We start from the raw sequence: 21,771 nt of genomic DNA on the forward strand, positions 1-21,771 counted from the left end.
GGGCATGTTCCTTCGAGTCTCTCTGAGCGCCTCCCTGCTGCGTCATGCTGGTATTGATAAATAAAAGAAAAGGCGCCGTTGGCGCCTTTTGCAAGTCGAAACAGTGCGGGAGATCAGAGAACCCGCATAGAAAGATCCAATGCCCTGACATGCTTGGTCAGCGCACCGACTGAAATGAAGTCAACGCCGGTGGCGGCGTACTCGGCCAGCGTCTCAATAGTGACGTTACCGGAGATCTCGAGGCGGGCTCTGCCGGCATTGAGGGCCACCGCATCGCGCATCATGGGCACATCGAAATTGTCCAGCATCACGATGTCGGCGCCGGCCGCCAGGGCCAGCTCCAGTTCCGCCAGGCTTTCGACCTCGACCTCGACCGGCTTGCCGGGGTTAAGGCGACGCGCCTCACCCACCGCCTCGGCAATGCCGCCGCAGGCCAGGATGTGGTTCTCCTTGATGAGGTAGGCATCGAACAGGCCGATACGGTGATTCTTGCCGCCGCCGCAGGTGACGGCGTACTTCTGGGCGCTGCGCAGCCCCGGCAGGGTCTTGCGGGTGTCGAGCAGGCGGCAGTGGGTGCCGGCCAGTTGCTCGACATAGCGGGCGGTGAGGCTGGCCACACCGGAGAGGGTCTGCACAAAGTTGAGCGCATTGCGCTCGCCGGTCAACAGTAGACGGGCGGGGCCGGTCAGCCGGAACAGCTCCTGATTGGGAACTAGGGGATCGCCATCTTGCACCTTCCATTCGATCTGTACCTGGCCACCGAGCTGGGCAAAGACCTCATCGACCCACGCTTTGCCGCAGAAAACGCCGGCTTCGCGGGTGATGACCCGGGCGGTGGAGACACGTTCGGCCGGGATCAGCTGTGCCGTGATGTCGGCAGCGGCGTCCGGCAGTCCGTCGGGAGTGAGGGCACCGCCGAGATCTTCCAGCAGCGCGGCGCGTACGGCGCGGGTAATGTCCTGTTGTAACATGCCTTCTATTCCTGCAAGGGGCGAAGCAGCAGAGTCTGCTGCTTCTGGGTCAGTTCGAGTCGGCCCAACGCGTTCATGCCGACCAGCACTTGCTGACCGGATTGCGCCGGGTTAATAAAGACGGCCAGATCGTACAGGGTCAACGGCCCCATCTCCAGTGAATCGATGTGGCCCGTCCCGACGAGCACTTCTCCGGCGGCGGTCGCAACCCGGTCGGTGCCGCGTGGTTCGATACCGAGACGAGCCGCCACCGACTGTGGCAGGCTGACGAGGGTGGCGCCGGTATCGAGCATCAGTTGCACCGGTTGACCATTGATGGCACCCTCCAGCCGATAGTGGCCTGACGCATCGCGCGGCAGCATCAGCACCCCTTCCGCCGTCACCTTGGGGCGGCTCTTCTGGGTAAAATAGAGCGTGAGCAGCCCCAGCAGGGCCAGCCATGCCAGCAACCAAAACCAGCGGGCCGTTGCGGTCGCAAGATTACGCATAGGGGCGCCTGCAGAGAATCAAGATGACCCAGACTAACATAACTTTTTCCATTAATTCAGATGGTTGGTGTGAGCAGGCTCGCAAGGTGCCCTCGCCGCATTACAACGAGCGACCGGTCGCAGAGGATATCTCCCTGCTGGTGGTGCACAACATCAGCCTGCCGCCGGGGGAGTTTGGCGGCCCCTGGATTGACGATCTCTTCCTTGGCCGGCTCGATCCGGCGGCGCACCCCTATTTTGCCGAGATAGGCCAGTTACGGGTCTCCGCCCACTGCCTGATCCGCCGCGATGGTGAGGTGGTGCAGTATGTTCCCTTCCACCTGCGGGCCTGGCATGCGGGCGTCTCTTCCTTTGCGGGGAGGGAGGCGTGCAACGATTTTTCCATCGGCATCGAGCTGGAAGGCACCGATACCCAGCCTTTTACCGAGCCGCAGTATCGTGTGCTGGCCGCGCTCACCCAGGCGCTGATGGCGCGCTTTCCTGCGATTACCCCCGAGCGCCTCACCGGCCATAGCGACATAGCGCCGGGTCGCAAGAGCGATCCCGGCCCCTGTTTTGACTGGTGCGAATACCGCCATCGGCTGCACGTAGACGAGTAATTACTAAAATATTTTTTAATATTTCAAATCAATGGCTTGTCTTGTCTGGCAAGCCATTGCCGCTTCTGTTATCGGCTTGTTTGTGTGATAAGCGTCAACTTTATTGGTCTTACCAATTTCTTTGATGCACATCATGCTGGTTCGAAAATACCTCTCTTTAGCTAGCCCTCTTACTTGATTCAGATCATCTTTTTGATGGACTTCACTCCGTCTCTCTGCTAATTTTCGTCGCACCTATAAAATTGGTAATACCAATTTAACAAAAATACTCCATGCCCTATCGCAAGATCTCCCAGCCCAAATTGGCCGACGCTATCGTGGCCGAGCTGGAAAACATGATTCTGGAAGGCAGCCTGCAACCGGGTCAGAAACTGCCCCCCGAGCGGGAACTCGCCATCCAGTTTCAGGTATCGCGCCCCTCTTTGCGCGAGGCGATTCAACGTCTCGAAGCCAAAGGGCTGCTGTACCGTCGGCAGGGTGGTGGAACCTATGTGCAGAATGCCCTGAGTCAGGGGATGGCTGATCCCCTGTTCGAGCTCCTCTCCAGCCATCCGGAAGCCCAGTATGACCTGCTGGAGTTCCGTCATGCGCTGGAAGGGATCAGTGCCTACTATGCTGCCCTGCGTGGCACCGAGGCCGATTTCGAACGCATCCGGGCGGCCCAGGCCGCCATCGAGGAGGCCGGCAAGCATGGTCTTGCCGAGGAGTCGGTGGCCGTGACCGGGTTCTACCTGGCGGTGGCCGAGGCCTCCCACAACGTGGTGCTGCTGCACCTGCTGCGGGCGATGCGCCCGATGCTGGAGCAGAACATTTTGCGCAATAACGAGATTTTAAATCGCCGTCCCGGGGTGGTTGCCAAGATCCGTCGCCATCGGGTGACACTGATCGAGACGATCCTCTCGGGTGAGCCGGAGCAGGCCAGGACCGCTTGTCATGAGCACCTGGCCTTTATCGAAGAAACCCTGCTCGACATGCAGAGGGAAGAGAGCCGGATCCAGCGATCCATGCGTCGCTTCCGTCAGCAAGAGTCGTAGGGCCTGTTGACCCCATTTTGCAGACTCAACTGCCGTGCAATAACAATAGGAAACAGCCATGTCTGATATCCTGAAGAGTGATGTGGATCCGGTAGAGACCAACGAGTGGCTTGCCGCCCTGGAATCTCTGCTCCGTGAAGAGGGCCCGGAACGTGCCCAGTTCATCCTGGAACAACTGTCCGAGAAGGCCCGCGCAGGCGGTGTCGACATCGCGCAGGGCCTGGTCTCCGACTACCTGAACACCATCCCGGTGGATCAGGAGCCGGCTTATCCGGGCAACCAGAGCCTGGAGCGCCGCATTCGCGCCATCATCCGCTGGAATGCGGTGATGATCGTGCTGCGTGCCTCCAAGAAGGATCTGGATCTGGGTGGCCACATGTCCTCCTTCGCCTCCAGCGCCACCATCTATGATGTCTGCTTCAACCACTTCTTCCGTGCTCGCAACGAGAAGGATGGCGGCGACCTGGTTTACTTCCAGGGTCACATCTCTCCGGGTATCTACGCACGCGCCTTCGTTGAAGGTCGCCTGAGCGCAGCCCAGCTCGACAACTTCCGTCAGGAAGTGGACGGCCACGGCATCCCCTCCTATCCGCATCCGAAGCTGATGCCGGAGTTCTGGCAGTTCCCGACCGTCTCCATGGGCCTGGGCCCGATCGCCGCCATCTATCAGGCGCGCTTCCTCAAGTATCTGACCGACCGTGGCCTCAAGGACTGCTCCGAGCAGAAGGTTTACGCCTTCCTGGGTGACGGCGAGATGGACGAGCCGGAAGCCAAGGGCGCCCTGACCGTTGCCGTGCGCGAGAAGCTCGACAACCTGGTGTTCGTGGTCAACTGCAACCTGCAGCGTCTGGATGGCCCGGTCGTGGGTAACGGCAAGGTGGTCAACGAGCTGGAAGGCCTGTTCCGTGGCGCCGGCTGGGATGTCACCAAGGTCATCTGGGGCCGCAAGTGGGATGAGCTGCTGCAAAAGGACACCTCGGGCAAGCTGATCCAGCTGATGAACGAGACCGTCGACGGCGACTATCAGACCATGAAGTCCCGCGATGGCGCCTATGTGCGCGAGCACTTCTTCAACCGCTACCCGGAAACCGCCGCCCTGGTCAAAGACATGACCGACGAGGAGATCTTCGCCCTCAACCGTGGTGGTCACGATCCGCAGAAGCTGTTTGCCGCCTTTGCCAAGGCTGCCCAGACCAAGGACAAGCCGACCGTTATCCTGGCCAAGACCATCAAGGGTTACGGCATGGGCGCGGCTGCCGAAGGCAAGAACATCGCTCACCAGGTCAAGAAGATGGAGCTGGACTCCGTGCGTCACCTGCGTGATCGCTTCGACCTGCCGGTCTCCGACGAGCAACTGGCCGAGCTGCCCTACCTCGAGATCAAGGAAGGCACCGAAGAGTACGCCTACCTGCACGGTCGTCGTCAGGCCCTGAAGGGCTACCTGCCGACCCGCCTGCGCGAGACCACCATCAAGCTGGAGGTGCCGCAGCTGGAGGCGTTCGACGCCCTGCTCGGCGAGCAGGCCCGTGAGATCTCCACCACCATGGCGTTCGTCCGTTCCCTGAACGTGATGCTCAAAGACAAGTCCATCGGCAAGCGCATCGTCCCCATCATCGCTGACGAGGCCCGTACCTTTGGTATGGAAGGCCTGTTCCGCCAGATCGGTATCTACAGCCCGCACGGTCAGCAGTACACCCCGCAAGACCGCGACATCGTCTCCTACTACAAGGAAGACAAGCAGGGTCAGGTTCTGCAGGAAGGGATCAACGAGCTGGGCGCCATGTCCTCTTGGCTGGCGGCGGCGACCTCCTACAGCACCAACGACTGCCCGATGATCCCGTTCTACATCTACTACTCGATGTTCGGCTTCCAGCGTGTCGGTGACATGTGCTGGGCAGCCGGTGACCAGCAGGCCCGTGGCTTCCTGGTCGGCGGTACCTCCGGTCGCACCACCCTCAACGGCGAAGGTTTGCAGCACGAAGACGGTCACAGCCACATCCTGGCCGGCACCATCCCGAACTGCGTCTCTTACGATCCGACCTACGCCTATGAAGTGGCGGTGATCATCCAGGACGGTCTGCGCCGTATGTACGGTGAGAAGCCGGAGAACGTCTTCTATTACCTGACCACCCTGAACGAGAACTACGCCATGCCGGCCATGCCGGCCGGTGCTGAAGAGGGTATCCGCAAGGGTATCTACAAGCTGGAATCCGTGGCCGGCACCAAGGCCAAGGTACAGCTGCTGGGTTGTGGCTCGATCCTCAATCATGTGCGCAAGGCCGCCGAGATCCTGGCCGCCGACTACGGCGTGGGCTCCGATGTCTACAGCGTGACCTCCTTCAACGAGCTGGCCCGTGACGGTCAAGATTGCGATCGCTGGAACCTGCTGCACCCGACCGAGCAGGCCCGCGTGCCTTACATCACCCAGGTGATGGGCAACGAGCCGGCCATCGCCGCGACCGACTACATGAAGTCCTTCGCCGATCAGGTTCGTGCCTTCGTGCCGGCTGAGAGCTATCGCGTGCTGGGTACCGACGGTTTCGGCCGTTCCGACAGCCGTGACAACCTGCGCCGTCACTTCGAGGTGAACGAGTTTTACGTAGTGGTTGCCGCCCTGAGCGAGCTGGCCAAGCGTGGCGACATCGACGCTCAGGTCGTTGCCGATGCCATCAAGAAGTTCGGTATCGATGCCGACAAGGTCAACCCGCTGTACGCCTAAGAGGATCACGCACAATGTCCAAACAGATTATGGTGCCGGATATCGGTGCTGATGAAGTTGAAGTCACTGAAATCATGGTTGCCGTTGGCGACAAGGTAGAACTGGATCAGTCCATCATCTCTGTGGAGGGCGACAAGGCCTCCATGGAGGTACCCGCCCCGCAGGCCGGTATCGTCAAGGAGATCCTGATCAAGGTGGGCGACAAGGTCGCCACCGGCAGCGCCATCATGGTCTTCGAAGAAGCGGGGGCGGTTGCCGCCGCCCCGGCTCCGGCCGCCGCAGCTCCGGCCCCGGTTGCTGCTCCGGCGGCGAGCGCCGCGCCGCAGGATGTCTTCGTGCCGGATATCGGTGACGACGAAGTGGCCGTGACTGAGATCATGGTCGCCGTCGGTGACATGGTGGAAGCCGAGCAGTCTCTGATCACCGTGGAAGGCGACAAGGCCTCTATGGAAGTGCCGGCGCCGTTCGCCGGTCGCGTCAAGGAGATCAAGGTCGCCGCTGGCGCCAAGGTCTCCACCGGCTCGCTCATCATGGTGTTCGACGTGGCTGGCGCCGCGCCGGCTGCTGCCGCGGCCCCGGCTCAGGCGGCCGCTCCGGTTGCGGCGGCCCCTGCGGCTACCGCTGCCAAGGACGTCAACGTGCCGGATATCGGCGGTGACGAGGTCGAAGTGACCGAGATCATGGTTGCCGTCGGTGACAAGGTCGAGGCCGACCAGTCCCTGATCACCGTGGAAGGCGACAAGGCCTCCATGGAAGTGCCGGCTCCGTTTGCCGGTGTGATCAAGGAGATCAAGGTGAAGGCGGGTGACAAGGTCACCACCGGCTCGCTCATCATGGTATTCGAAGTCGCGGGCGCCGCTCCGGCGGCTGCCCCGGCTCCGGTTGCTGCTCCGGCTCCGGCCGCTGCCGCGCCGGTCGCCGCCAAGGCTGAAGAGAAGGGTGACTTCGTGGCTAACGACGCCTACGTCCACGCCTCGCCGGCGGTGCGTCGCCTGGCGCGCGAGTTCGGTGTCAACCTGGCCAAGGTCAAGGGCTCCGGTCGCAAGGGCCGCATCGTCAAAGAGGACGTGCAGGCTTACGTGAAGGACGCCATCAAGCGTGCCGAGTCTGCTCCGGCGGCGGGTCAAGGCACGGGCAATGGCATGAGCGTGCTGCCGTGGCCGAAGGTCGACTTCACCAAGTTCGGTGAAGTGGAAGAGGTCGAGCTGACCCGCATCCAGAAGATCTCTGGCCCGAACCTGCATCGCAACTGGGCCATGATCCCGCACGTGACCCAGTTCGACGAGGCCGATACCACCGAGCTGGAGGCGTTCCGCAAGGAGCAGAACATCCTGGCCGAGAAGCAGAAGCTGGATGTGAAGATCACCCCGTTGGTGTTCATCCTGAAGGCGGCTGCCAAGGCGCTGGAAGCCCATCCGCGCTTCTGCAGCTCCCTGTCCGAAGACGGCAGCAAGCTCATCATGAAGAAGTACATCCATATCGGTGTAGCGGTGGATACCCCCAACGGTCTGGTTGTGCCCGTGGTGCGCGATGTGAACAAGAAGGGCATCATCGAGCTGTCGCGCGATCTGGCCGAGATCTCCAAGAAGGCCCGCGCCGGCAAGCTGACCGCGGCCGACATGCAGGGCGGTTGCTTCACCATCTCCAGCCTGGGTGGCATCGGCGGTACCAGCTTTACCCCGATCGTCAACGCGCCGGAAGTGGCCATTCTCGGCGTCTCGAAGTCCGAGATGAAGCCGAAGTGGAACGGCAAGGAGTTCGTGCCGCGCCTGATGCTGCCGCTGGCGCTGAGCTACGACCACCGCGTCATCGACGGTGCCGATGGAGCCCGCTTCATCACCACCATGAATGGCGTACTGTCCGACATTCGTCGACTGGTCCTGTAAGTGAGAGGGCGGGCCCACGGCTCGCCCTTTTTACTTCTCAATTCGTTAACAGGATTGTAAACTTGCCCCGGTTTTTCTAGCGCTGACAGCCCACCGATATGGCATTTCATACTGCGCTGTCCGGGGATATAAGAACGACAAAGAGGTCATGATGAGTAAAGAAATCAAAACCCAGGTCGTGGTTCTGGGTGCTGGCCCTGCCGGTTATTCTGCTGCCTTCCGTGCAGCCGACCTGGGCCTCGATACCATTATCGTCGAACGTTACTCCACCCTGGGTGGCGTCTGCCTGAACGTGGGTTGCATCCCCTCCAAGGCCCTGCTGCACGTGGCCAAGGTGATCGAAGAGGCCAAGGCCCTGGCCGAGCACGGCATCGTCTTTGGCGAGCCCAAGACCGACATCGACAAGATCCGCCTGTGGAAAGAGAAGGTCATCAACCAGCTGACCGGTGGTCTGGCCGGCATGGCCAAGATGCGCAAGGTGCAGGTGGTCAACGGCTTCGGCAAATTCACCGGCCCGAACACCCTCGAGGTGGAAGGGGCGGATGGCAAGACCACCGTTACCTTCGACAACGCCATCATCGCCGCCGGCTCCCGTCCGGTGAAGCTGCCCTTCATCCCCCACGATGATCCGCGCGTATGGGATTCGACCGATGCGCTGGAGCTGACGACCGTTCCGGGCAAGCTGCTGGTTCTGGGTGGCGGCATCATCGGCCTGGAGATGGGGACCGTTTACTCCTCCCTGGGCTCTGAGATCGACGTGGTCGAGTTTGCCGACCAGCTGGTACCGGCGGCCGACAAGGACATCGTCAAGGTCTACACCAAGCGCGTGGCCAAGAAGTTCAACATCATGCTGGAGACCAAGGTCACCGCCGTTGAAGCCCGCGAAGACGGCCTGTACGTCTCCTTCGAAGGCAAGCAGGCGCCGAGCGAGCCGGTACGCTACGACAACGTGCTGGTGGCGGTCGGTCGTGTGCCGAACGGCAAGCTGCTCGACGCCGAGAAGGCCGGTGTGACCGTGACCGAGCGCGGCTTCATCGAAGTGGACAAGCAGCTGCGCACCAACGTGGCCCACATCCACGCCATCGGTGACATCGTCGGTCAGCCCATGCTGGCCCACAAGGGTGTCCACGAAGGTCACGTGGCCGCCGAAGTGATCGCCGGCAAGAAGCACTACTTCGATCCCAAGGTGATCCCGTCTATCGCCTACACCGAGCCGGAGATGGCCTGGGTGGGGCTGACCGAGAAGGAAGCCAAGGAGAAGGGGATCACCTTCGAAGTGGCCACCTTCCCGTGGGCGGCCTCCGGCCGTGCCATCGCCTCCGACTGTGCCGACGGCATGACCAAGCTGATCTTCGAAAAGGAGACCGGTCGCGTCATCGGTGGTGCCATCGTGGGGACCAACGGCGGTGAGCTGCTGGGTGAAATCGGTCTGGCCATCGAGATGGGGGCTGACGCCGAAGACATCGCGCTGACCATCCACGCTCACCCGACTCTGCACGAGTCGGTGGGCCTGGCCGCCGAGGTGTTCGAAGGCTCCATCACCGACCTGCCGAATGCCAAGGCCAAGAAGAAGAAATAAGCTCGCTGCGAGCCGCCATAACCGCCCTTCGGGGCGGTTTTTTTATGGGCGGGAAAGTCGACAGGTCAGCGCGGCGGCGTGCGTTTATGCTCATTGGGAGCCCATTTTGTTATGGAGACCCCGATGCAGACCCCCTCCCTGCCCAAGGATGAGGCGCTGCGGCTACGCTGCCTGTTGCGCCTGGAGCTGCTCGATAGTCCACGGGAGGCGCAATTTGATCGCCTGACCCAGCTGGCCTGCGACATCTTCAATGTTCCCATTGCGCTGATTTCGTTGGTCGACCGTGAGCGTCAGTGGTTCAAATCGGCCCAAGGGCTGACGGTGCGCGAGACGGCCCGCGACTACTCCTTCTGTGCTCACGCGATTTTGGGCGACACGGCGCTGGTGGTGGAAGACGCCAGCCGGGATGAACGTTTTTGCGGTAATCCGCTGGTCGATGGGGAGCCGCATATCGCCTTCTATGCCGGCCATCCCGTGCGCGCGCCGGAGGGCGCCAAGATTGGCACGCTGTGCATCATCGATCGTGAACCGAGGCAGCTGTCCGAGCGGGAGCTGCGAATCCTTGCCCAACTGGCGCTGTTGGTGGAAAGCGAGATTGCGATGCATCGGCAGGCTATTCAGGACGAATTGACCCGGTTGCTGAACCGTCGCGGCTTCGCCCTGATGGCCGGTCAGGTGTTGCACCAGTTATATCGGATCGGCATGCCGGTCAGCGTGCTGTTTCTCGATCTGGACGGGGTGCGTCACCTCAATGAACGTTTTGGTCACGGGGAGGGGGATCGGGCGCTGCGCCAGTGCGCCGAGGCGCTCGGGGCGGTATTTCGCGCCTCGGATCTGTGCGCCCGCATCGGGGGCGACGAGTTTGCCGTGTTGCTGGCCGATGCCGATGAGGGGAGCGCGGCCGTGGCGGCCGGGCGCCTGCACGAGGCGTTGCTGCTCAGTGGCCGCTCGGCGGCGCTGGGGTGGGCGACCAGCCACATGCAGGAGTGCCCACAGCTTGACGATCTGCTGCTGCGGGCGGAGCAGGCCATGCACAGGGCAAAAAAAGGGGGCGCTTAGCAGCGCCCCTTCTTCGCTTGCCCCGGCGGGCAGAAGGTGCCGTAGCCCCCGCGTCCGCTGCCGTCATTGACCCGGATCCGGGTATCGTCGACGCTGACATCGGCACCGTGCACCCGTACCGGGCCGTGGCTGCACCCTGCCAGCAGCAGGCCGAGCAGGATCAATCCCATCTTCTGTTTCATCACATAACTCCTGGATGTGTCGCCGTCATCATGCCGTAAAGTATGGCCGAAGAAAGAGGCGGACTGAGGGGCAGCGTCATCCTCTGTCCGCTCGCTGGTGCCGCCTGCTGGGCGGGCCTGAAAGGAGCCGGTGATCGGCGCCCCCAGGGGTTTTTGAGTAAAGAGACGAAAAAAACAGCGTATGCCTGTGCGCTCACCCTTGCGCGGCGAAGCTTGCCCCTTATAGTAGGGGCGCCCAGATCGACTGGAAGGATGCCTCATGACTCTGTTGATGCGCGCGTGTGCGCTGCTGCTTCTGCTCGGCGGTTCGTTGTCGCTGGCCGCGGCCGAACGGCCGAAGATTGCCTTGGTATTGAGTGGTGGTGGTGCCAAGGGGGCCGCCCATATCGGCGTGCTCAAAGCGCTGGAGCGGCGGCGCATTCCGGTCGATATCGTGGTCGGCACCAGCATGGGTTCCTACGTGGCCGGTCTCTACGCCATGGGGCTCTCCGCCGACGAGGTGGAGAAGATCACCCTCGGCATCGACTGGAACAAGGGGTATCAGGATCGGGTGGGGCGCGATGAGCTCTCGATGCGCCAGAAGAAGCAGGAAGAGCTCTATCAACTGCGCACCGATATCGGCGTCAAGGGAAATCAGGTGCAGACGCCGGATGGCTTCTTCCAGGGGCAATCAATGGCGGCGCTGCTGCGCAGTGCCACCTCCAACCTGCCGGTACAAACGAGTTTCGACAACCTGCCCATCCCCTACCGGGCAGTGGCCACCGACATGGAGACGGTGACCCCCTATGTGCTCGATCACGGCAGCCTGGCTAAGGCGATGCAGGCCTCCATGTCGATTCAGGGGATCCTCAAACCGGTGGAGTGGGAGGGGCGGATCCTGGCGGACGGTGGGGCGGTCAACAACATGCCGGTGGACGTGGCCAAGGCGATGGGCGCCGACGTGGTGATCGCGGTGGACATCAGCGCCAAGCTGCGCGACAAACACGAACTGACCTCTGGGCTGGCCATGCTGGATCAGCTCACCACCTACATGACCCAGGTCGGCACCGACAAGCAGAAGGCCCTGATGGGGGAGCGCGACATCCTCATCACCCCGGCCTTCGGCGACATGGGGATCTCCGATTTTGCCCGCATGCCGGAGGGGATCGGTTATGGCGAGGTGGCGGTGCGCCGGGTGGCAAGCCAGCTCGATCGCCTCTCTCTTTCCGCGGCGCGCTACAAGGCCTATCGGGATGAGAAGCTGAGCCGCCGTGCCGAGCGCAGTGGCCTGCCTGCCTATTACATCGATAAGGTGGAGATCCACAACCAATCCTCCCTCGCCGACGAGACCATCCGCTCGGCAATGCGCATCAAGCCGCACAAGATCCAGAGCAGCGAGAACCTGGAGGCGGGGATGCGCCGTCTCTATGCCCTCGAGTCCTTTGACCGGATCACCTATCAGATAGAAGAGCGCGCTAACGAGAACGTGCTGGTGGTCGATGCCAGCGAGAAGAAGTGGGGACCGGGTTACCTCAACTTCCAGTTTGGTTTTTCCGATGACTTCGAGAGCAATTCCAACTACAACGTGGGGGCCTCTTACACCCGCACCAACGTCAACGAGTGGGGCGGGGAGTGGCACAACGAGGCGTCGCTCGGCACCTGGAAGCACCTCAAAAGCGAGTTTTATACCCCCCTGGAGCCGTCGCAGACCTTCTTCGGCCAGGTCGCGCTGGGTTACGACAAGGAGACCCGCCGCCTGTTTTTGAACCGGCAGGGTGGGGTGCAGCCGGAGTATGACCGCAGTGGTTACCTCTATGTCGACAGCCAGTACGGCTTCTGGTCGGGCAATGCCGCCCTCGGCTGGAATAACAAGCCGTGGCAGCGCTTCAGCCTGGGCATGCTCGGCTCCACCGGTCATATCAGCATCGACAACCTGGATATCGGTGACATCCGCACCCGCGCCTGGGGCCCCTTCATCGCCATCGAGCATGACACCCTCGACAGCCGGTATTTCCCCTACTCTGGCCTGCTGCTGGAGGGCTCCCTCGGTTATATGCGGGTCAACCAGGATCTGGTCGACAGCGGCACCGAGCGCACGCGCGGCTCCAATTACGACTTCTCGCTGATCAAGCCCCTGTCGTGGGGGCGCCACAGTCTCAACCTGATGCTGGAGGCGGGGGGAACCCAGACCAATGAAACCCTGCCATTGCTGGCCAAGGATCTGGGGGGGATGTTCCACCTCTCCGGGATCCAGCCTCACGAGCTGTCCGGCCGCTATAGCCTGTTTGGCGGCATGCGTTACATCTATCGGCTGGCGGAGAACGACTTCGGCGCCTTCCGCCTGCCGCTCTATGTGGGGGGCTCGCTCGAGCAGGGTGGGGTGTGGGACAGGGGCAGGGATATCCGTTTCGACACCTCCTACAGTGCCGGCTCGCTCTATATCGGCAGCGATACCTTCCTCGGCCCGGTCTTTTTCGGGGTGGGAACGGCCGAGGGGGGCAGCCATGCGGTCTATCTGCAACTGGGCAGCACCTTCCGCTGACAAATGTTGTGAAGTTGTGATTGCGTTAACAGAGTCAGTATCGGGCCTGTTTCGTAACTGATTGTAAGTAAAGAAAATGCTGCCGTAGCGCCGGAGAGCGGGGCGGGAGTGGATTTTAATTAGTCGTTAAAACTTATATAGTGGGGCGCACCCTACGGGTGTCCCGCAAGGACGATCGCCACCGCGGCGACCCATAAGACCAAAGAGGAATTAGTCGTGCTTGAAACCTACCGTAAACACGTCGCAGAACGTGCCGCCGAGGGAGTTGTTCCCAAACCTCTGGACGCAGAGCAAGTTGCCGCCCTGGTCGAGCTGCTCAAGAATCCTCCCGCCGGTGAAGAGAGCTTCCTGAAAGAACTGTTGTCCGATCGCATTCCCCCCGGCGTTGACGAAGCGGCTTACGTGAAGGCCGGCTTCCTCACCGCCGTGGCCAAGGGCGAGGCCCATTCCCCGATCCTGAGCCGCGAAGAGGCGGTCACCCTGCTCGGTACCATGCAGGGGGGCTACAACATCCAGCCGCTCATCGATCTGCTGGACGACGCCGCCCTGGCCCCGCTGGCCGCCAAGGCCCTCTCCCACACCCTGCTGATGTTTGACTCCTTCCACGACGTGGAAGAGAAGGCCAAGGCCGGCAACGCCTTCGCCAAGCAGGTGATGCAGTCCTGGGCTGATGCCGAGTGGTTCCTCTCCCGCCCGGCCCTGGCCGAGAAGATGACCGTGACCGTGTTCAAGGTACCTGGCGAAACCAACACCGACGATCTGTCGCCGGCGCCGGATGCCTGGTCGCGCCCCGATATCCCGCTGCACGCCTTGGCCATGTTGAAGATGGCCCGCCCTGGCATCACCCCGGATAAAGACGGCACCATCGGCCCCATCAAGACCATCGACGAGCTCAAGCAAAAGGGCTTCCCGCTCGCCTACGTGGGCGACGTGGTCGGCACCGGCTCCTCCCGTAAATCCGCCACCAACTCGGTGCTGTGGTTCATGGGGGACGACATCCCCAACGTGCCGAACAAGCGTGCTGGCGGCATCTGCCTTGGCGGCAAGATCGCCCCCATCTTCTTCAATACCATGGAAGATGCCGGCGCCCTGCCCATCGAGGTGGACGTCTCCCAGTTGGAGATGGGCGATGTCATCGACATCTACCCGTTTGCCGGCAAGATCTGCAAGCACGGCACCGATCAGGTGCTGGCGCAGTTTGAACTGAAGACCGACGTGCTGATCGACGAGGTGCGCGCCGGTGGCCGTATTCCGCTGATCATCGGCCGTGGCTTGACCGACAAGGCCCGCGAGGCGCTCGGCCTGCCCCACTCCGAGGTGTTCCGTCGCCCGCAGCCCGTGGCCGACACCGGCAAGGGCTTCACCCTGGCCCAGAAGATGGTGGGCAAGGCGTGCGGCGTGAAGGGCATTCGTCCCGGCACCTACTGCGAGCCCAAGATGACCACGGTCGGCTCGCAAGACACCACGGGCCCGATGACCCGCGATGAGCTCAAAGACTTGGCCTGCCTCGGCTTCTCCGCCGATCTGACCATGCAGTCCTTCTGCCACACCGCGGCCTATCCCAAGCCCATCGACGTGCAGACCCACCACACCCTGCCGGACTTCATCATGAACCGCGGCGGTGTCTCCCTGCGTCCGGGTGACGGCGTCATCCACTCCTGGCTCAACCGCATGCTGCTGCCCGATACCGTGGGCACCGGCGGTGACTCCCACACCCGTTTCCCCATCGGTATCTCCTTCCCGGCGGGCTCCGGTCTGGTGGCGTTTGCCGCCGCCACCGGCGTGATGCCGCTGGACATGCCGGAATCGGTGCTGGTGCGCTTCAAGGGCGAACTGCAACCGGGCATCACCCTGCGTGATCTGGTGCACGCCATCCCCTACGCGGCCATCCAGAAGGGGCTGCTGACGGTCGAGAAGGCGGGCAAGAAGAACATCTTCTCCGGCCGCATCCTCGAAATTGAAGGGCTGCCGACGTTGAAGGTGGAGCAGGCCTTCGAGCTGGCCGACGCCAGCGCCGAGCGCTCTGCCGCCGGCTGCACCATCAAGCTGGATAAAGAGCCGATCATCGAGTATCTGAAGTCCAACATCGTGATGCTCAAATGGATGCTCTCCGAAGGCTACGGCGATGTGCGCACCATCACCCGCCGTATCAAGGGGATGGAGGAGTGGCTGGCCAACCCGACCCTGATGGAGGCGGACAAGGACGCCGAGTACGCCGAAATCATCGAGATCGATCTGGCCACCATCAAGGAGCCGATCCTGTGTGCGCCGAACGATCCGGATGACGCCCGCCTGCTGAGCAGCGTGGCCGGCGACAAGATTGACGAGGTGTTCATCGGCTCCTGCATGACCAACATCGGCCACTTCCGCGCCGCCGGTAAGTTGCTCGGCAAGTTCAGCGGCCAGCTGCCGACCCGCATGTGGATCGCGCCGCCGACCAAAATGGACAAGGATCAGCTGACCGAAGAGGGCTACTACGGCATCTTCGGCCGGGTCGGTGCTCGCATCGAGATCCCCGGCTGCTCCCTGTGCATGGGTAACCAGGCCCGCGTGGCGGACGAGGCGACCGTGGTCTCCACCTCCACCCGTAACTTCCCGAACCGTCTGGGCAAGGGGGCCAATGTCTACCTGGCTTCCGCCGAACTGGCTGCGGTTGCCGCCATCCTCGGCAAGATCCCGACCGTGGAAGAGTACCTGCACTATGCCAAGGAGCTGGACGCCACCGCGGCCGACACCTACCGCTACCTGAACTTCAACGAGATCGCCACCTACACCAAGAAGGCGGACTCGGTGATCTTGCAGCAAGCGGTCTAAGCTGCACCGAGCTTGAACAACCGGCCCATTGGGCCGGTTTTTTTATGGCGGCGCGGCGCATTCTGTCAGGCTGCTTTCACCGTTGTTGACATGCCACAAGACAGGATTGGGCCGAGTGTGGTCATATAACTCCCAGCTGCCATGGATAAAGGAGGGAAGGCGTGAATCTCGAGCTCTACTGGGTGCTTGGACTGTTGCTGGGGGCGGTCTATTTCTTTGTGACTAACCGTATTCGCATGGATGTGGTGGCCTTGCTGCTTATCGTGCTGTTTGTCTTAAGCGGTACCCTGACCCTGGAAGAGGCCCTCTCCGGTTTTAGCGACCCCAACGTCATTCTGATCGGTGCCCTGTTCGTGGTCGGGGAGGGGTTGGTGCGCACCGGTATTGCGTATCAGGTAGGAGACGCGCTGGTCAAGGTGGCCGGCAGCAGCGAGATCCGGCTGCTGGTGTTGCTGATGGTGGCGGTGGCGACCCTGGGGGCTTTCATGAGCTCGACCGGGGTGGTGGCCATCTTCATTCCGGTGGCGCTCAGTGTGGCGCAGCGGCTGGAGATCCCACCCGGTCGCCTGATGATGCCGCTCGGTTTTGCTGGCCTTATCAGTGGCATGATGACGCTGGTGGCGACCCCGCCCAACATGGTGGTCAACAGTGAGCTGATGCGCAATGGCATCAAGGGCTTTGGCTTCTTCGGGGTGACCCCGCTTGGGATAATTATCCTGCTGCTTGGCATCGGCTACATGCTGCTGATGCGTCACCGTCTGGTGCGTGAGCCCAGCGACAAGAAGCGCAGCGGCCTCGGCCGGCGCAGCATGCGCGATCTGGTGCGCGAATATCGCCTCGGTGGCCGGGCCCGTCGTCTGGCCATTCTGCCCGACTCCCCCCTCATCGGTCACACCCTCGACGAGTTGCAGCTGCGCGCCCGCTTTGGCGCCAACATCATCGGCGTGGAGCGCTGGCGCAAGTTTCGCCGGGTGATGGTGAGCGTCTCGGCCATCTCCCAGTTCCAGGCCCGCGACGTGCTGCTCATCGACATGCCCGATCCTCAGGAGGTGCGCCGTCTGTGCAGCGAAGGGCGGCTCGAGCCGATGGTGCTGCGGGGCGAGTACTTCTCGGATCAGGCGCGCGAGGTGGGGTTGGCGGAGGTGTCGCTGGTCCCTGATTCCAGCCTGCTTGGCAAGACCCTGCGCGAGGTGATGTTTCGTAACGTCTACGGGGTGAGTGTGGTGGGATTGCGCCGCGATGGCAGCGCACTGGAAGGGTGGCTGGTGGATGAGCCGCTGCGCATGGGGGATACCCTGCTGGTGGCCGGCAACTGGAGCTTCATCCGTCAGTTGCAGACCCATGTGCGTGACTTCCTGCTGCTCGGCCTGCCCGCCGAGGTGGACGAGATGGCGCCGGCCCGCAGCCAGGCGGCCTACGCGCTGATTGCGCTGGCGGTGATGGTGCTGCTGATGGTGACCGATCCGGTGCCCAACGTCATCGCGGCGCTGGTGGCCTGCCTGTTGATGGGGAAATTCCGCTGTGTGGATCTGGAGAGCGCCTATCGCTCCATCCACTGGCCGACCCTGTTGCTCATCATCGGCATGCTGCCGTTTGCCATGGCGCTGCATAAGACCGGCGGGGTTACCTTGATCGTGGATGGCCTGATGGCGCTGGTGGGGGGCATGGGGCCGCGGGTGATGGTGGCCAGTCTGTTCATACTGACTGCGGTGATTGGGTTGTTCATCTCCAACACGGCCACGGCGGTGCTGATGGCGCCCATCGCCCTCGGTGCGGCGCAGCAGATGCAGGTCTCGCCTTATCCTCTGGCCATGACGGTGGCGCTGGCGGCTTCTGCGGCCTTCATGACGCCGGTCTCATCACCGGTCAACACCTTGGTGCTTGGCCCTGGGGAGTATCGCTTCATGGATTTCGTGCGCATCGGTGTGCCCTTTACCCTGCTGGTGCTGGCGGTATGCGTCGTGATGGTGCCGCTGCTGTTCCCATTCTGATATGAGCGGGGGCAAGGCGCCCCCTGAGCATCGAGCAGAAACAAAAAAACCAGCCGGAAGGCTGGTTTTTTTATGTGGTGGCTATGACGGGATTCGAACCTGTGACCCCCGCATTATGAGTGCGATGCTCTAACCAACTGAGCTACATAGCCGTGTGTCACCGATGTGTGTCGACAACAGAAGATGGCTGGGGTACTAGGATTCGAACCTAGGGATGGCGAGATCAAAACCCGCTGCCTTACCGCTTGGCGATACCCCAACAGCAGCGACGGCGTAATTACCGGCGCGCTTGAAAAGTGGCTGGGGTACTAGGATTCGAACCTAGGAATGGCGAGATCAAAACCCGCTGCCTTACCGCTTGGCGATACCCCAACAGAGATGGTGGCTATGACGGGATTCGAACCTGTGACCCCCGCATTATGAGTGCGATGCTCTAACCAACTGAGCTACATAGCCGTGTGTCACCGATGTGTGCATCGGCAACAGAAAATGGCTGGGGTACTAGGATTCGAACCTAGGGATGGCGAGATCAAAACCCGCTGCCTTACCGCTTGGCGATACCCCAACAGCAGCGACGGCGTAATAACCGGCGCGCTTGAAAAATGGCTGGGGTACTAGGATTCGAACCTAGGAATGGCGAGATCAAAACCCGCTGCCTTACCGCTTGGCGATACCCCAGCAGAGATGGTGGCTATGACGGGATTCGAACCTGTGACCCCCGCATTATGAGTGCGATGCTCTAACCAACTGAGCTACATAGCCATCACTGCTGTCAGTGCGAGTTACCTCGTCACTGTGCGGCGAGATTATGCGGATCAGGCCTTGGGGCGTCAACCCTTTTTTCCCAGAAAAACTGAAAAGCGGCGCGTTTGGCCAGTTCTTGGCCTGTATTGAACAAAACCCCGACAATTCACAGGGTTCCATGCTGCGGGAGGGGCGGTAACAGGTAAAAAAAGGGCCAGCAGAGCCGGCCCCGGAGGCGATTATACGTTGAACAGGAAGTTCATGATGTCACCGTCTTTGACGATGTAATCTTTCCCTTCTGCACGCATTTTGCCCGCCTCTTTGGCGCCCTGTTCACCCTTGTACTGGATAAAGTCCTCAAAGGCGATGGTTTGGGCGCGGATGAAGCCTTTCTCGAAGTCGGTGTGGATCTTACCGGCCGCCTGCGGGGCGGTGGCACCGACCGGGATGGTCCAGGCACGCACTTCCTTCACACCGGCGGTGAAGTAGGTTTGCAGGTTGAGCAGGGTGTAACCGGAGCGGATCACCCGGTTCAGACCCGGCTCTTCGATGCCCAGATCGGCCATGAAGTCGGCGCGGTCGGCGTCGTCGAGCTCGGCGATGTCAGACTCGATGGCGCAGCATACCGGCACCACGACGGCCCCCTCGGCGGCGGCAATCTCACGCACCTGATCCAGGTAGGGATTGTTCTCGAAGCCGTCTTCGGCCACGTTGGCAATGTACATGGTGGGCTTTAAGGTCAGGAAGTTGAGGTAATCGACGGCGGCGATCTCCTCCTTGGAGAGGCCGATGCCGCGGATCATCTTGTCCGCTTCCAGGCCGGCCTTGACCTTCTCAAGCACTTCCACCTCGAACTTGGCATCCTTGTCGCCGCCCTTGGCGCGCTTGGACTGGCGCAGGATGGCGCGATCGCACGCCTCCAGATCGGAGAGGGCCAGCTCGGTGTTGATCACCTCGATGTCATCGGCCGGGGAGACCTTGCCCGCCACGTGGACGATGTTCTCGTCTTCGAAGCAGCGCACCACGTGACCGATGGCGTCGGTTTCGCGGATGTTGGCCAGGAACTGGTTACCAAGACCCTCACCCTTGGAGGCGCCCGCCACCAGACCGGCGATGTCGACGAACTCCATGGTGGTGGATACGGTGCGCTGGGGTTTGACGATCTCCGCCAGCTGATCCATGCGGGGATCCGGCACCGGCACCACGCCGGTGTTCGGCTCGATGGTGCAGAAGGGGAAGTTGGCGGCTTCGATACCGGCCTTGGTCAGCGCGTTGAACAGGGTGGATTTGCCCACATTGGGCAGGCCCACGATACCGCATTTAAAACCCATGGTCGTTTTACCTTATCTTGATGGATGCTGTGAGTGGCTCACTCGGCCTTGAAGCTGTGCAGCCGATTCATGGCCTTGGTCATGTCCTGCTTGAACAGGATGTCGGTGGCGCGCAGGGATTCATCCAGCGCGGCATCGATCAGATCCTGCTCTTTGGCCGGCGCCTTGGTCAGCACGAAGCCGGCGACCAGCTCCTTGCTGCCCGGGTGGCCGATGCCGAGGCGCAGCCGGAAGAAATTGTTACTGTTGCCCAGTTTGCTGATGATGTCCTTGAGGCCGTTGTGGCCGCCATGCCCGCCGCCCTGCTTGAACTTGGCGATGCCGGGCGGCAGATCCAGTTCGTCATGGGCCACCAGGATGGCTTCCGGCTCGATCTGATAGAAGCGCGCCAGCGCCGCCACAGCCTTCCCCGACAGGTTCATGTAGGTCGCAGGAATGAGCAGGCGTACATCCTGCCCCTCGATCTGAAGGCGGGCGGTGTGGCCGAAGAACTTGGGTTCTTCGCGCAGGCTGACGTTGTGCCAACGGGCCAGCTGCTCCACATACCAGGCGCCCGCATTGTGGCGCGTCTTGGCGTATTCGGGGCCGGGATTGCCGAGGCCCACAATCAACTTGATCTGGCTTGTCACGCGTTCACTCTTTTGTCGACAGGAAGAGATGCCCGCAGGCAGGGGACGTGCCCGAAGGGCAAGAGGGGTATTCTAGCCGCGAGGCGGCGATCTCTCAACCAAGGGGCGGTGCCCCGAAAAAACGAAAACCGCCATGCGGCGGTTTTCGTGGGGCAACCTCGGCCTATCAATGCTCAAACATGGCAGAGATGGACTCTTCGTTGCTGATGCGGCGAATGGCTTCGGCCAGCATGGAGGCCAGGCTCAGCTGCTTCACCTTGCCGATCGCCTTCATCTCTTCGGTCAGCGGGATGGAGTCGGTGATGATCACCTCGTCGATCACGGATTCCTTGATGTTTTGCAGGGCGTTGCCGGAGAACACCGGGTGAGTTGCATAAGCAAATACCCGCTTGGCACCGCGCTCTTTCAGCGCTTCGGCCGCCTTGCACAGGGTGCCGCCGGTATCGATCATGTCGTCGACGATGATGCAGTCGCGACCGGCAACGTCACCGATCAGGTGCATAACCTGGGAGACGTTGGCACGCGGACGACGCTTGTCGATGATGGCGATGTCGGTGTCGTCCAGCAGCTTGGCGATGGCACGGGCACGCACCACGCCGCCGATGTCCGGAGAGACCACCACCGGATCTTCCAGCTTCTTGGCCAGCATGTCTTCGAGCAGCACCGGGCTGCCGAACACGTTGTCTACCGGCACGTCGAAGAAGCCCTGGATCTGCTCGGCGTGGAGATCCACGGTCAGCACACGGTCAACACCGACGCTGGAGAGGAAATCCGCGACCACTTTGGCGGTGATGGGCACACGGGCAGAGCGGACACGACGATCCTGACGGGCATAGCCGAAGTAAGGAATCACGGCGGTGATTCGGCCGGCAGAGGCGCGACGCAGGGCATCCACCATGACGATCAACTCCATCAGGTTGTCGTTGGTCGGGGCGCAGGTGGATTGAATGATGAAGATATCGCCACCACGTACATTCTCATTGATCTGTACGCTGATCTCGCCGTCGCTAAAGCGACCTACGGCAGCATTGCCGAGTTTGATAAACAGGCGATCCGCGATCTTCTGGGCCAGTTCCGGCGTTGCGTTACCAGCAAACAGCTTCATGTCAGGCACGGTTTGAAACCTCGGGGTTGCATCCAGTGTGTGGGGGCGGACTCGAAGTCCGGTTCGTTCGGGGCAAACGATTCATCAAGGTGACGGACGATCAGCCTGGCCTGGGAAAT

At 61.7% G+C, this 21,771-nt stretch carries 15 protein-coding genes and 7 tRNA genes; 9 read left to right on the forward strand and 13 right to left on the reverse strand.

The window, feature by feature from the left end; translation table 11 throughout:
- Positions 1 to 113: 113 nt before the first annotated feature.
- Positions 114 to 971, reverse strand: a complete 858-nt coding sequence (gene nadC, locus BN1134_RS13450; protein ID WP_042047836.1) for a carboxylating nicotinate-nucleotide diphosphorylase — start codon at positions 969 to 971, stop codon at positions 114 to 116.
- 5 nt (positions 972 to 976) lie between these two features.
- Positions 977 to 1,459 carry a retropepsin-like aspartic protease family protein gene (locus BN1134_RS13455; protein ID WP_042047837.1) on the reverse strand — a complete coding sequence of 161 codons (483 nt, stop codon included), beginning with the start codon at positions 1,457 to 1,459 and terminating at the stop codon, positions 977 to 979.
- A 23-nt stretch (positions 1,460 to 1,482) separates the two neighbouring features.
- Between BN1134_RS13455 and ampD the strand changes: the two genes are divergently transcribed.
- The 6 genes from ampD to BN1134_RS13485 all read left to right on the forward strand — a co-directional run bounded on the left by ampD (position 1,483) and on the right by BN1134_RS13485 (position 10,335).
- Positions 1,483 to 2,058, forward strand: coding sequence for a 1,6-anhydro-N-acetylmuramyl-L-alanine amidase AmpD (gene ampD, locus BN1134_RS13460; RefSeq protein ID WP_042047838.1), 576 nt, complete (start codon positions 1,483 to 1,485; stop codon positions 2,056 to 2,058).
- A gap of 272 nt (positions 2,059 to 2,330) precedes the next feature.
- Positions 2,331 to 3,092, forward strand: coding sequence for a pyruvate dehydrogenase complex transcriptional repressor PdhR (gene pdhR, locus BN1134_RS13465; RefSeq protein WP_042047839.1), 762 nt, complete (start codon positions 2,331 to 2,333; stop codon positions 3,090 to 3,092).
- A gap of 58 nt (positions 3,093 to 3,150) precedes the next feature.
- Complete coding sequence (gene aceE / locus BN1134_RS13470) at positions 3,151 to 5,811, forward strand: pyruvate dehydrogenase (acetyl-transferring), homodimeric type (RefSeq protein ID WP_042047841.1); 2,661 nt, start codon at positions 3,151 to 3,153, stop codon at positions 5,809 to 5,811.
- A 14-nt stretch (positions 5,812 to 5,825) separates the two neighbouring features.
- Entirely contained in the window at positions 5,826 to 7,697 is a 1,872-nt protein-coding gene (aceF, locus tag BN1134_RS13475) for a pyruvate dehydrogenase complex dihydrolipoyllysine-residue acetyltransferase (protein WP_042047842.1), read from the forward strand.
- Positions 7,698 to 7,848: 151 nt separating this feature from the next.
- Positions 7,849 to 9,276, forward strand: coding sequence for a dihydrolipoyl dehydrogenase (lpdA, locus tag BN1134_RS13480; protein WP_042047843.1), 1,428 nt, complete (start codon positions 7,849 to 7,851; stop codon positions 9,274 to 9,276).
- A gap of 123 nt (positions 9,277 to 9,399) precedes the next feature.
- Positions 9,400 to 10,335, forward strand: a complete 936-nt coding sequence (locus tag BN1134_RS13485) for a sensor domain-containing diguanylate cyclase (RefSeq protein ID WP_042047844.1) — start codon at positions 9,400 to 9,402, stop codon at positions 10,333 to 10,335.
- On the opposite strand, the gene BN1134_RS13490 is transcribed toward BN1134_RS13485, so the two are convergent.
- The gene (locus BN1134_RS13490; RefSeq protein ID WP_042047845.1) at positions 10,332 to 10,517 is read right to left on the reverse strand and encodes a hypothetical protein; all 186 of its coding nucleotides are present in this window, start codon (positions 10,515 to 10,517) and stop codon (positions 10,332 to 10,334) included. The genes BN1134_RS13485 and BN1134_RS13490 overlap by 4 nt on opposite strands.
- Positions 10,518 to 10,776: 259 nt before the next feature.
- Between BN1134_RS13490 and BN1134_RS13495 the strand changes: the two genes are divergently transcribed.
- The 3 genes from BN1134_RS13495 to BN1134_RS13505 all read left to right on the forward strand — a co-directional run bounded on the left by BN1134_RS13495 (position 10,777) and on the right by BN1134_RS13505 (position 17,843).
- Positions 10,777 to 13,038, forward strand: a complete 2,262-nt coding sequence (locus tag BN1134_RS13495; RefSeq protein ID WP_042047846.1) for a patatin-like phospholipase family protein — start codon at positions 10,777 to 10,779, stop codon at positions 13,036 to 13,038.
- A 216-nt stretch (positions 13,039 to 13,254) separates the two neighbouring features.
- Complete coding sequence (gene acnB, locus BN1134_RS13500) at positions 13,255 to 15,852, forward strand: bifunctional aconitate hydratase 2/2-methylisocitrate dehydratase (protein ID WP_042047847.1); 2,598 nt, start codon at positions 13,255 to 13,257, stop codon at positions 15,850 to 15,852.
- Between the two features lie 161 nt (positions 15,853 to 16,013).
- A complete protein-coding gene (locus tag BN1134_RS13505; protein ID WP_042047849.1) occupies positions 16,014 to 17,843 on the forward strand; it encodes an SLC13 family permease in 1,830 nt (609 codons plus the stop codon).
- 75 nt (positions 17,844 to 17,918) lie between these two features.
- On the opposite strand, the gene BN1134_RS13510 is transcribed toward BN1134_RS13505, so the two are convergent.
- The 10 genes from BN1134_RS13510 to BN1134_RS13555 form a co-directional block, all read right to left on the reverse strand.
- Positions 17,919 to 17,995, reverse strand: a tRNA-Met gene (locus BN1134_RS13510).
- 32 nt (positions 17,996 to 18,027) lie between these two features.
- Positions 18,028 to 18,102: transfer RNA gene (locus BN1134_RS13515), tRNA-Gln, on the reverse strand.
- Between the two features lie 38 nt (positions 18,103 to 18,140).
- A tRNA-Gln gene (locus tag BN1134_RS13520) sits at positions 18,141 to 18,215 on the reverse strand.
- Between the two features lie 7 nt (positions 18,216 to 18,222).
- Positions 18,223 to 18,299 (reverse strand) — tRNA-Met (locus BN1134_RS13525).
- Between the two features lie 34 nt (positions 18,300 to 18,333).
- Positions 18,334 to 18,408, reverse strand: a tRNA-Gln gene (locus BN1134_RS13530).
- A gap of 38 nt (positions 18,409 to 18,446) precedes the next feature.
- A tRNA-Gln gene (locus BN1134_RS13535) sits at positions 18,447 to 18,521 on the reverse strand.
- Between the two features lie 7 nt (positions 18,522 to 18,528).
- A tRNA-Met gene (locus BN1134_RS13540) sits at positions 18,529 to 18,605 on the reverse strand.
- Between the two features lie 221 nt (positions 18,606 to 18,826).
- Positions 18,827 to 19,918, reverse strand: coding sequence for a redox-regulated ATPase YchF (ychF, locus tag BN1134_RS13545; protein ID WP_042047850.1), 1,092 nt, complete (start codon positions 19,916 to 19,918; stop codon positions 18,827 to 18,829).
- Between the two features lie 38 nt (positions 19,919 to 19,956).
- On the reverse strand, positions 19,957 to 20,547 hold the full coding sequence (gene pth, locus BN1134_RS13550; protein ID WP_042047851.1) for an aminoacyl-tRNA hydrolase: 591 nt from the start codon (positions 20,545 to 20,547) through the stop codon (positions 19,957 to 19,959).
- Between the two features lie 166 nt (positions 20,548 to 20,713).
- On the reverse strand, positions 20,714 to 21,661 hold the full coding sequence (locus tag BN1134_RS13555; RefSeq protein WP_042047852.1) for a ribose-phosphate pyrophosphokinase: 948 nt from the start codon (positions 21,659 to 21,661) through the stop codon (positions 20,714 to 20,716).
- Between the last annotated feature and the right edge of the window lie 110 nt (positions 21,662 to 21,771).

Origin of the sequence: Aeromonas simiae, assembly GCF_000820125.1 — a bacterium.
GTDB lineage: Bacteria > Pseudomonadota > Gammaproteobacteria > Enterobacterales > Aeromonadaceae > Aeromonas > Aeromonas simiae.

Excerpts from the sequence above, each read along its gene's own strand:
- pdhR (WP_042047839.1), top strand. The coding sequence starts at position 2,331 with ATGCCCTATCGCAAGATCTCCCAGCCCAAATTGGCCGACGCTATCGTG.
- ampD (WP_042047838.1), top strand. The coding sequence starts at position 1,483 with ATGACCCAGACTAACATAACTTTTTCCATTAATTCAGATGGTTGGTGT.
- aceF (WP_042047842.1), top strand. The coding sequence starts at position 5,826 with ATGTCCAAACAGATTATGGTGCCGGATATCGGTGCTGATGAAGTTGAA.
- aceE (WP_042047841.1), top strand. The coding sequence starts at position 3,151 with ATGTCTGATATCCTGAAGAGTGATGTGGATCCGGTAGAGACCAACGAG.
- nadC (WP_042047836.1), bottom strand. The coding sequence starts at position 971 with ATGTTACAACAGGACATTACCCGCGCCGTACGCGCCGCGCTGCTGGAA.
- lpdA (WP_042047843.1), top strand. The coding sequence starts at position 7,849 with ATGAGTAAAGAAATCAAAACCCAGGTCGTGGTTCTGGGTGCTGGCCCT.
- BN1134_RS13485 (WP_042047844.1), top strand. The coding sequence starts at position 9,400 with ATGCAGACCCCCTCCCTGCCCAAGGATGAGGCGCTGCGGCTACGCTGC.
- ychF (WP_042047850.1), bottom strand. The coding sequence starts at position 19,918 with ATGGGTTTTAAATGCGGTATCGTGGGCCTGCCCAATGTGGGCAAATCC.
- BN1134_RS13490 (WP_042047845.1), bottom strand. The coding sequence starts at position 10,517 with ATGAAACAGAAGATGGGATTGATCCTGCTCGGCCTGCTGCTGGCAGGG.
- BN1134_RS13495 (WP_042047846.1), top strand. The coding sequence starts at position 10,777 with ATGACTCTGTTGATGCGCGCGTGTGCGCTGCTGCTTCTGCTCGGCGGT.
- BN1134_RS13455 (WP_042047837.1), bottom strand. The coding sequence starts at position 1,459 with ATGCGTAATCTTGCGACCGCAACGGCCCGCTGGTTTTGGTTGCTGGCA.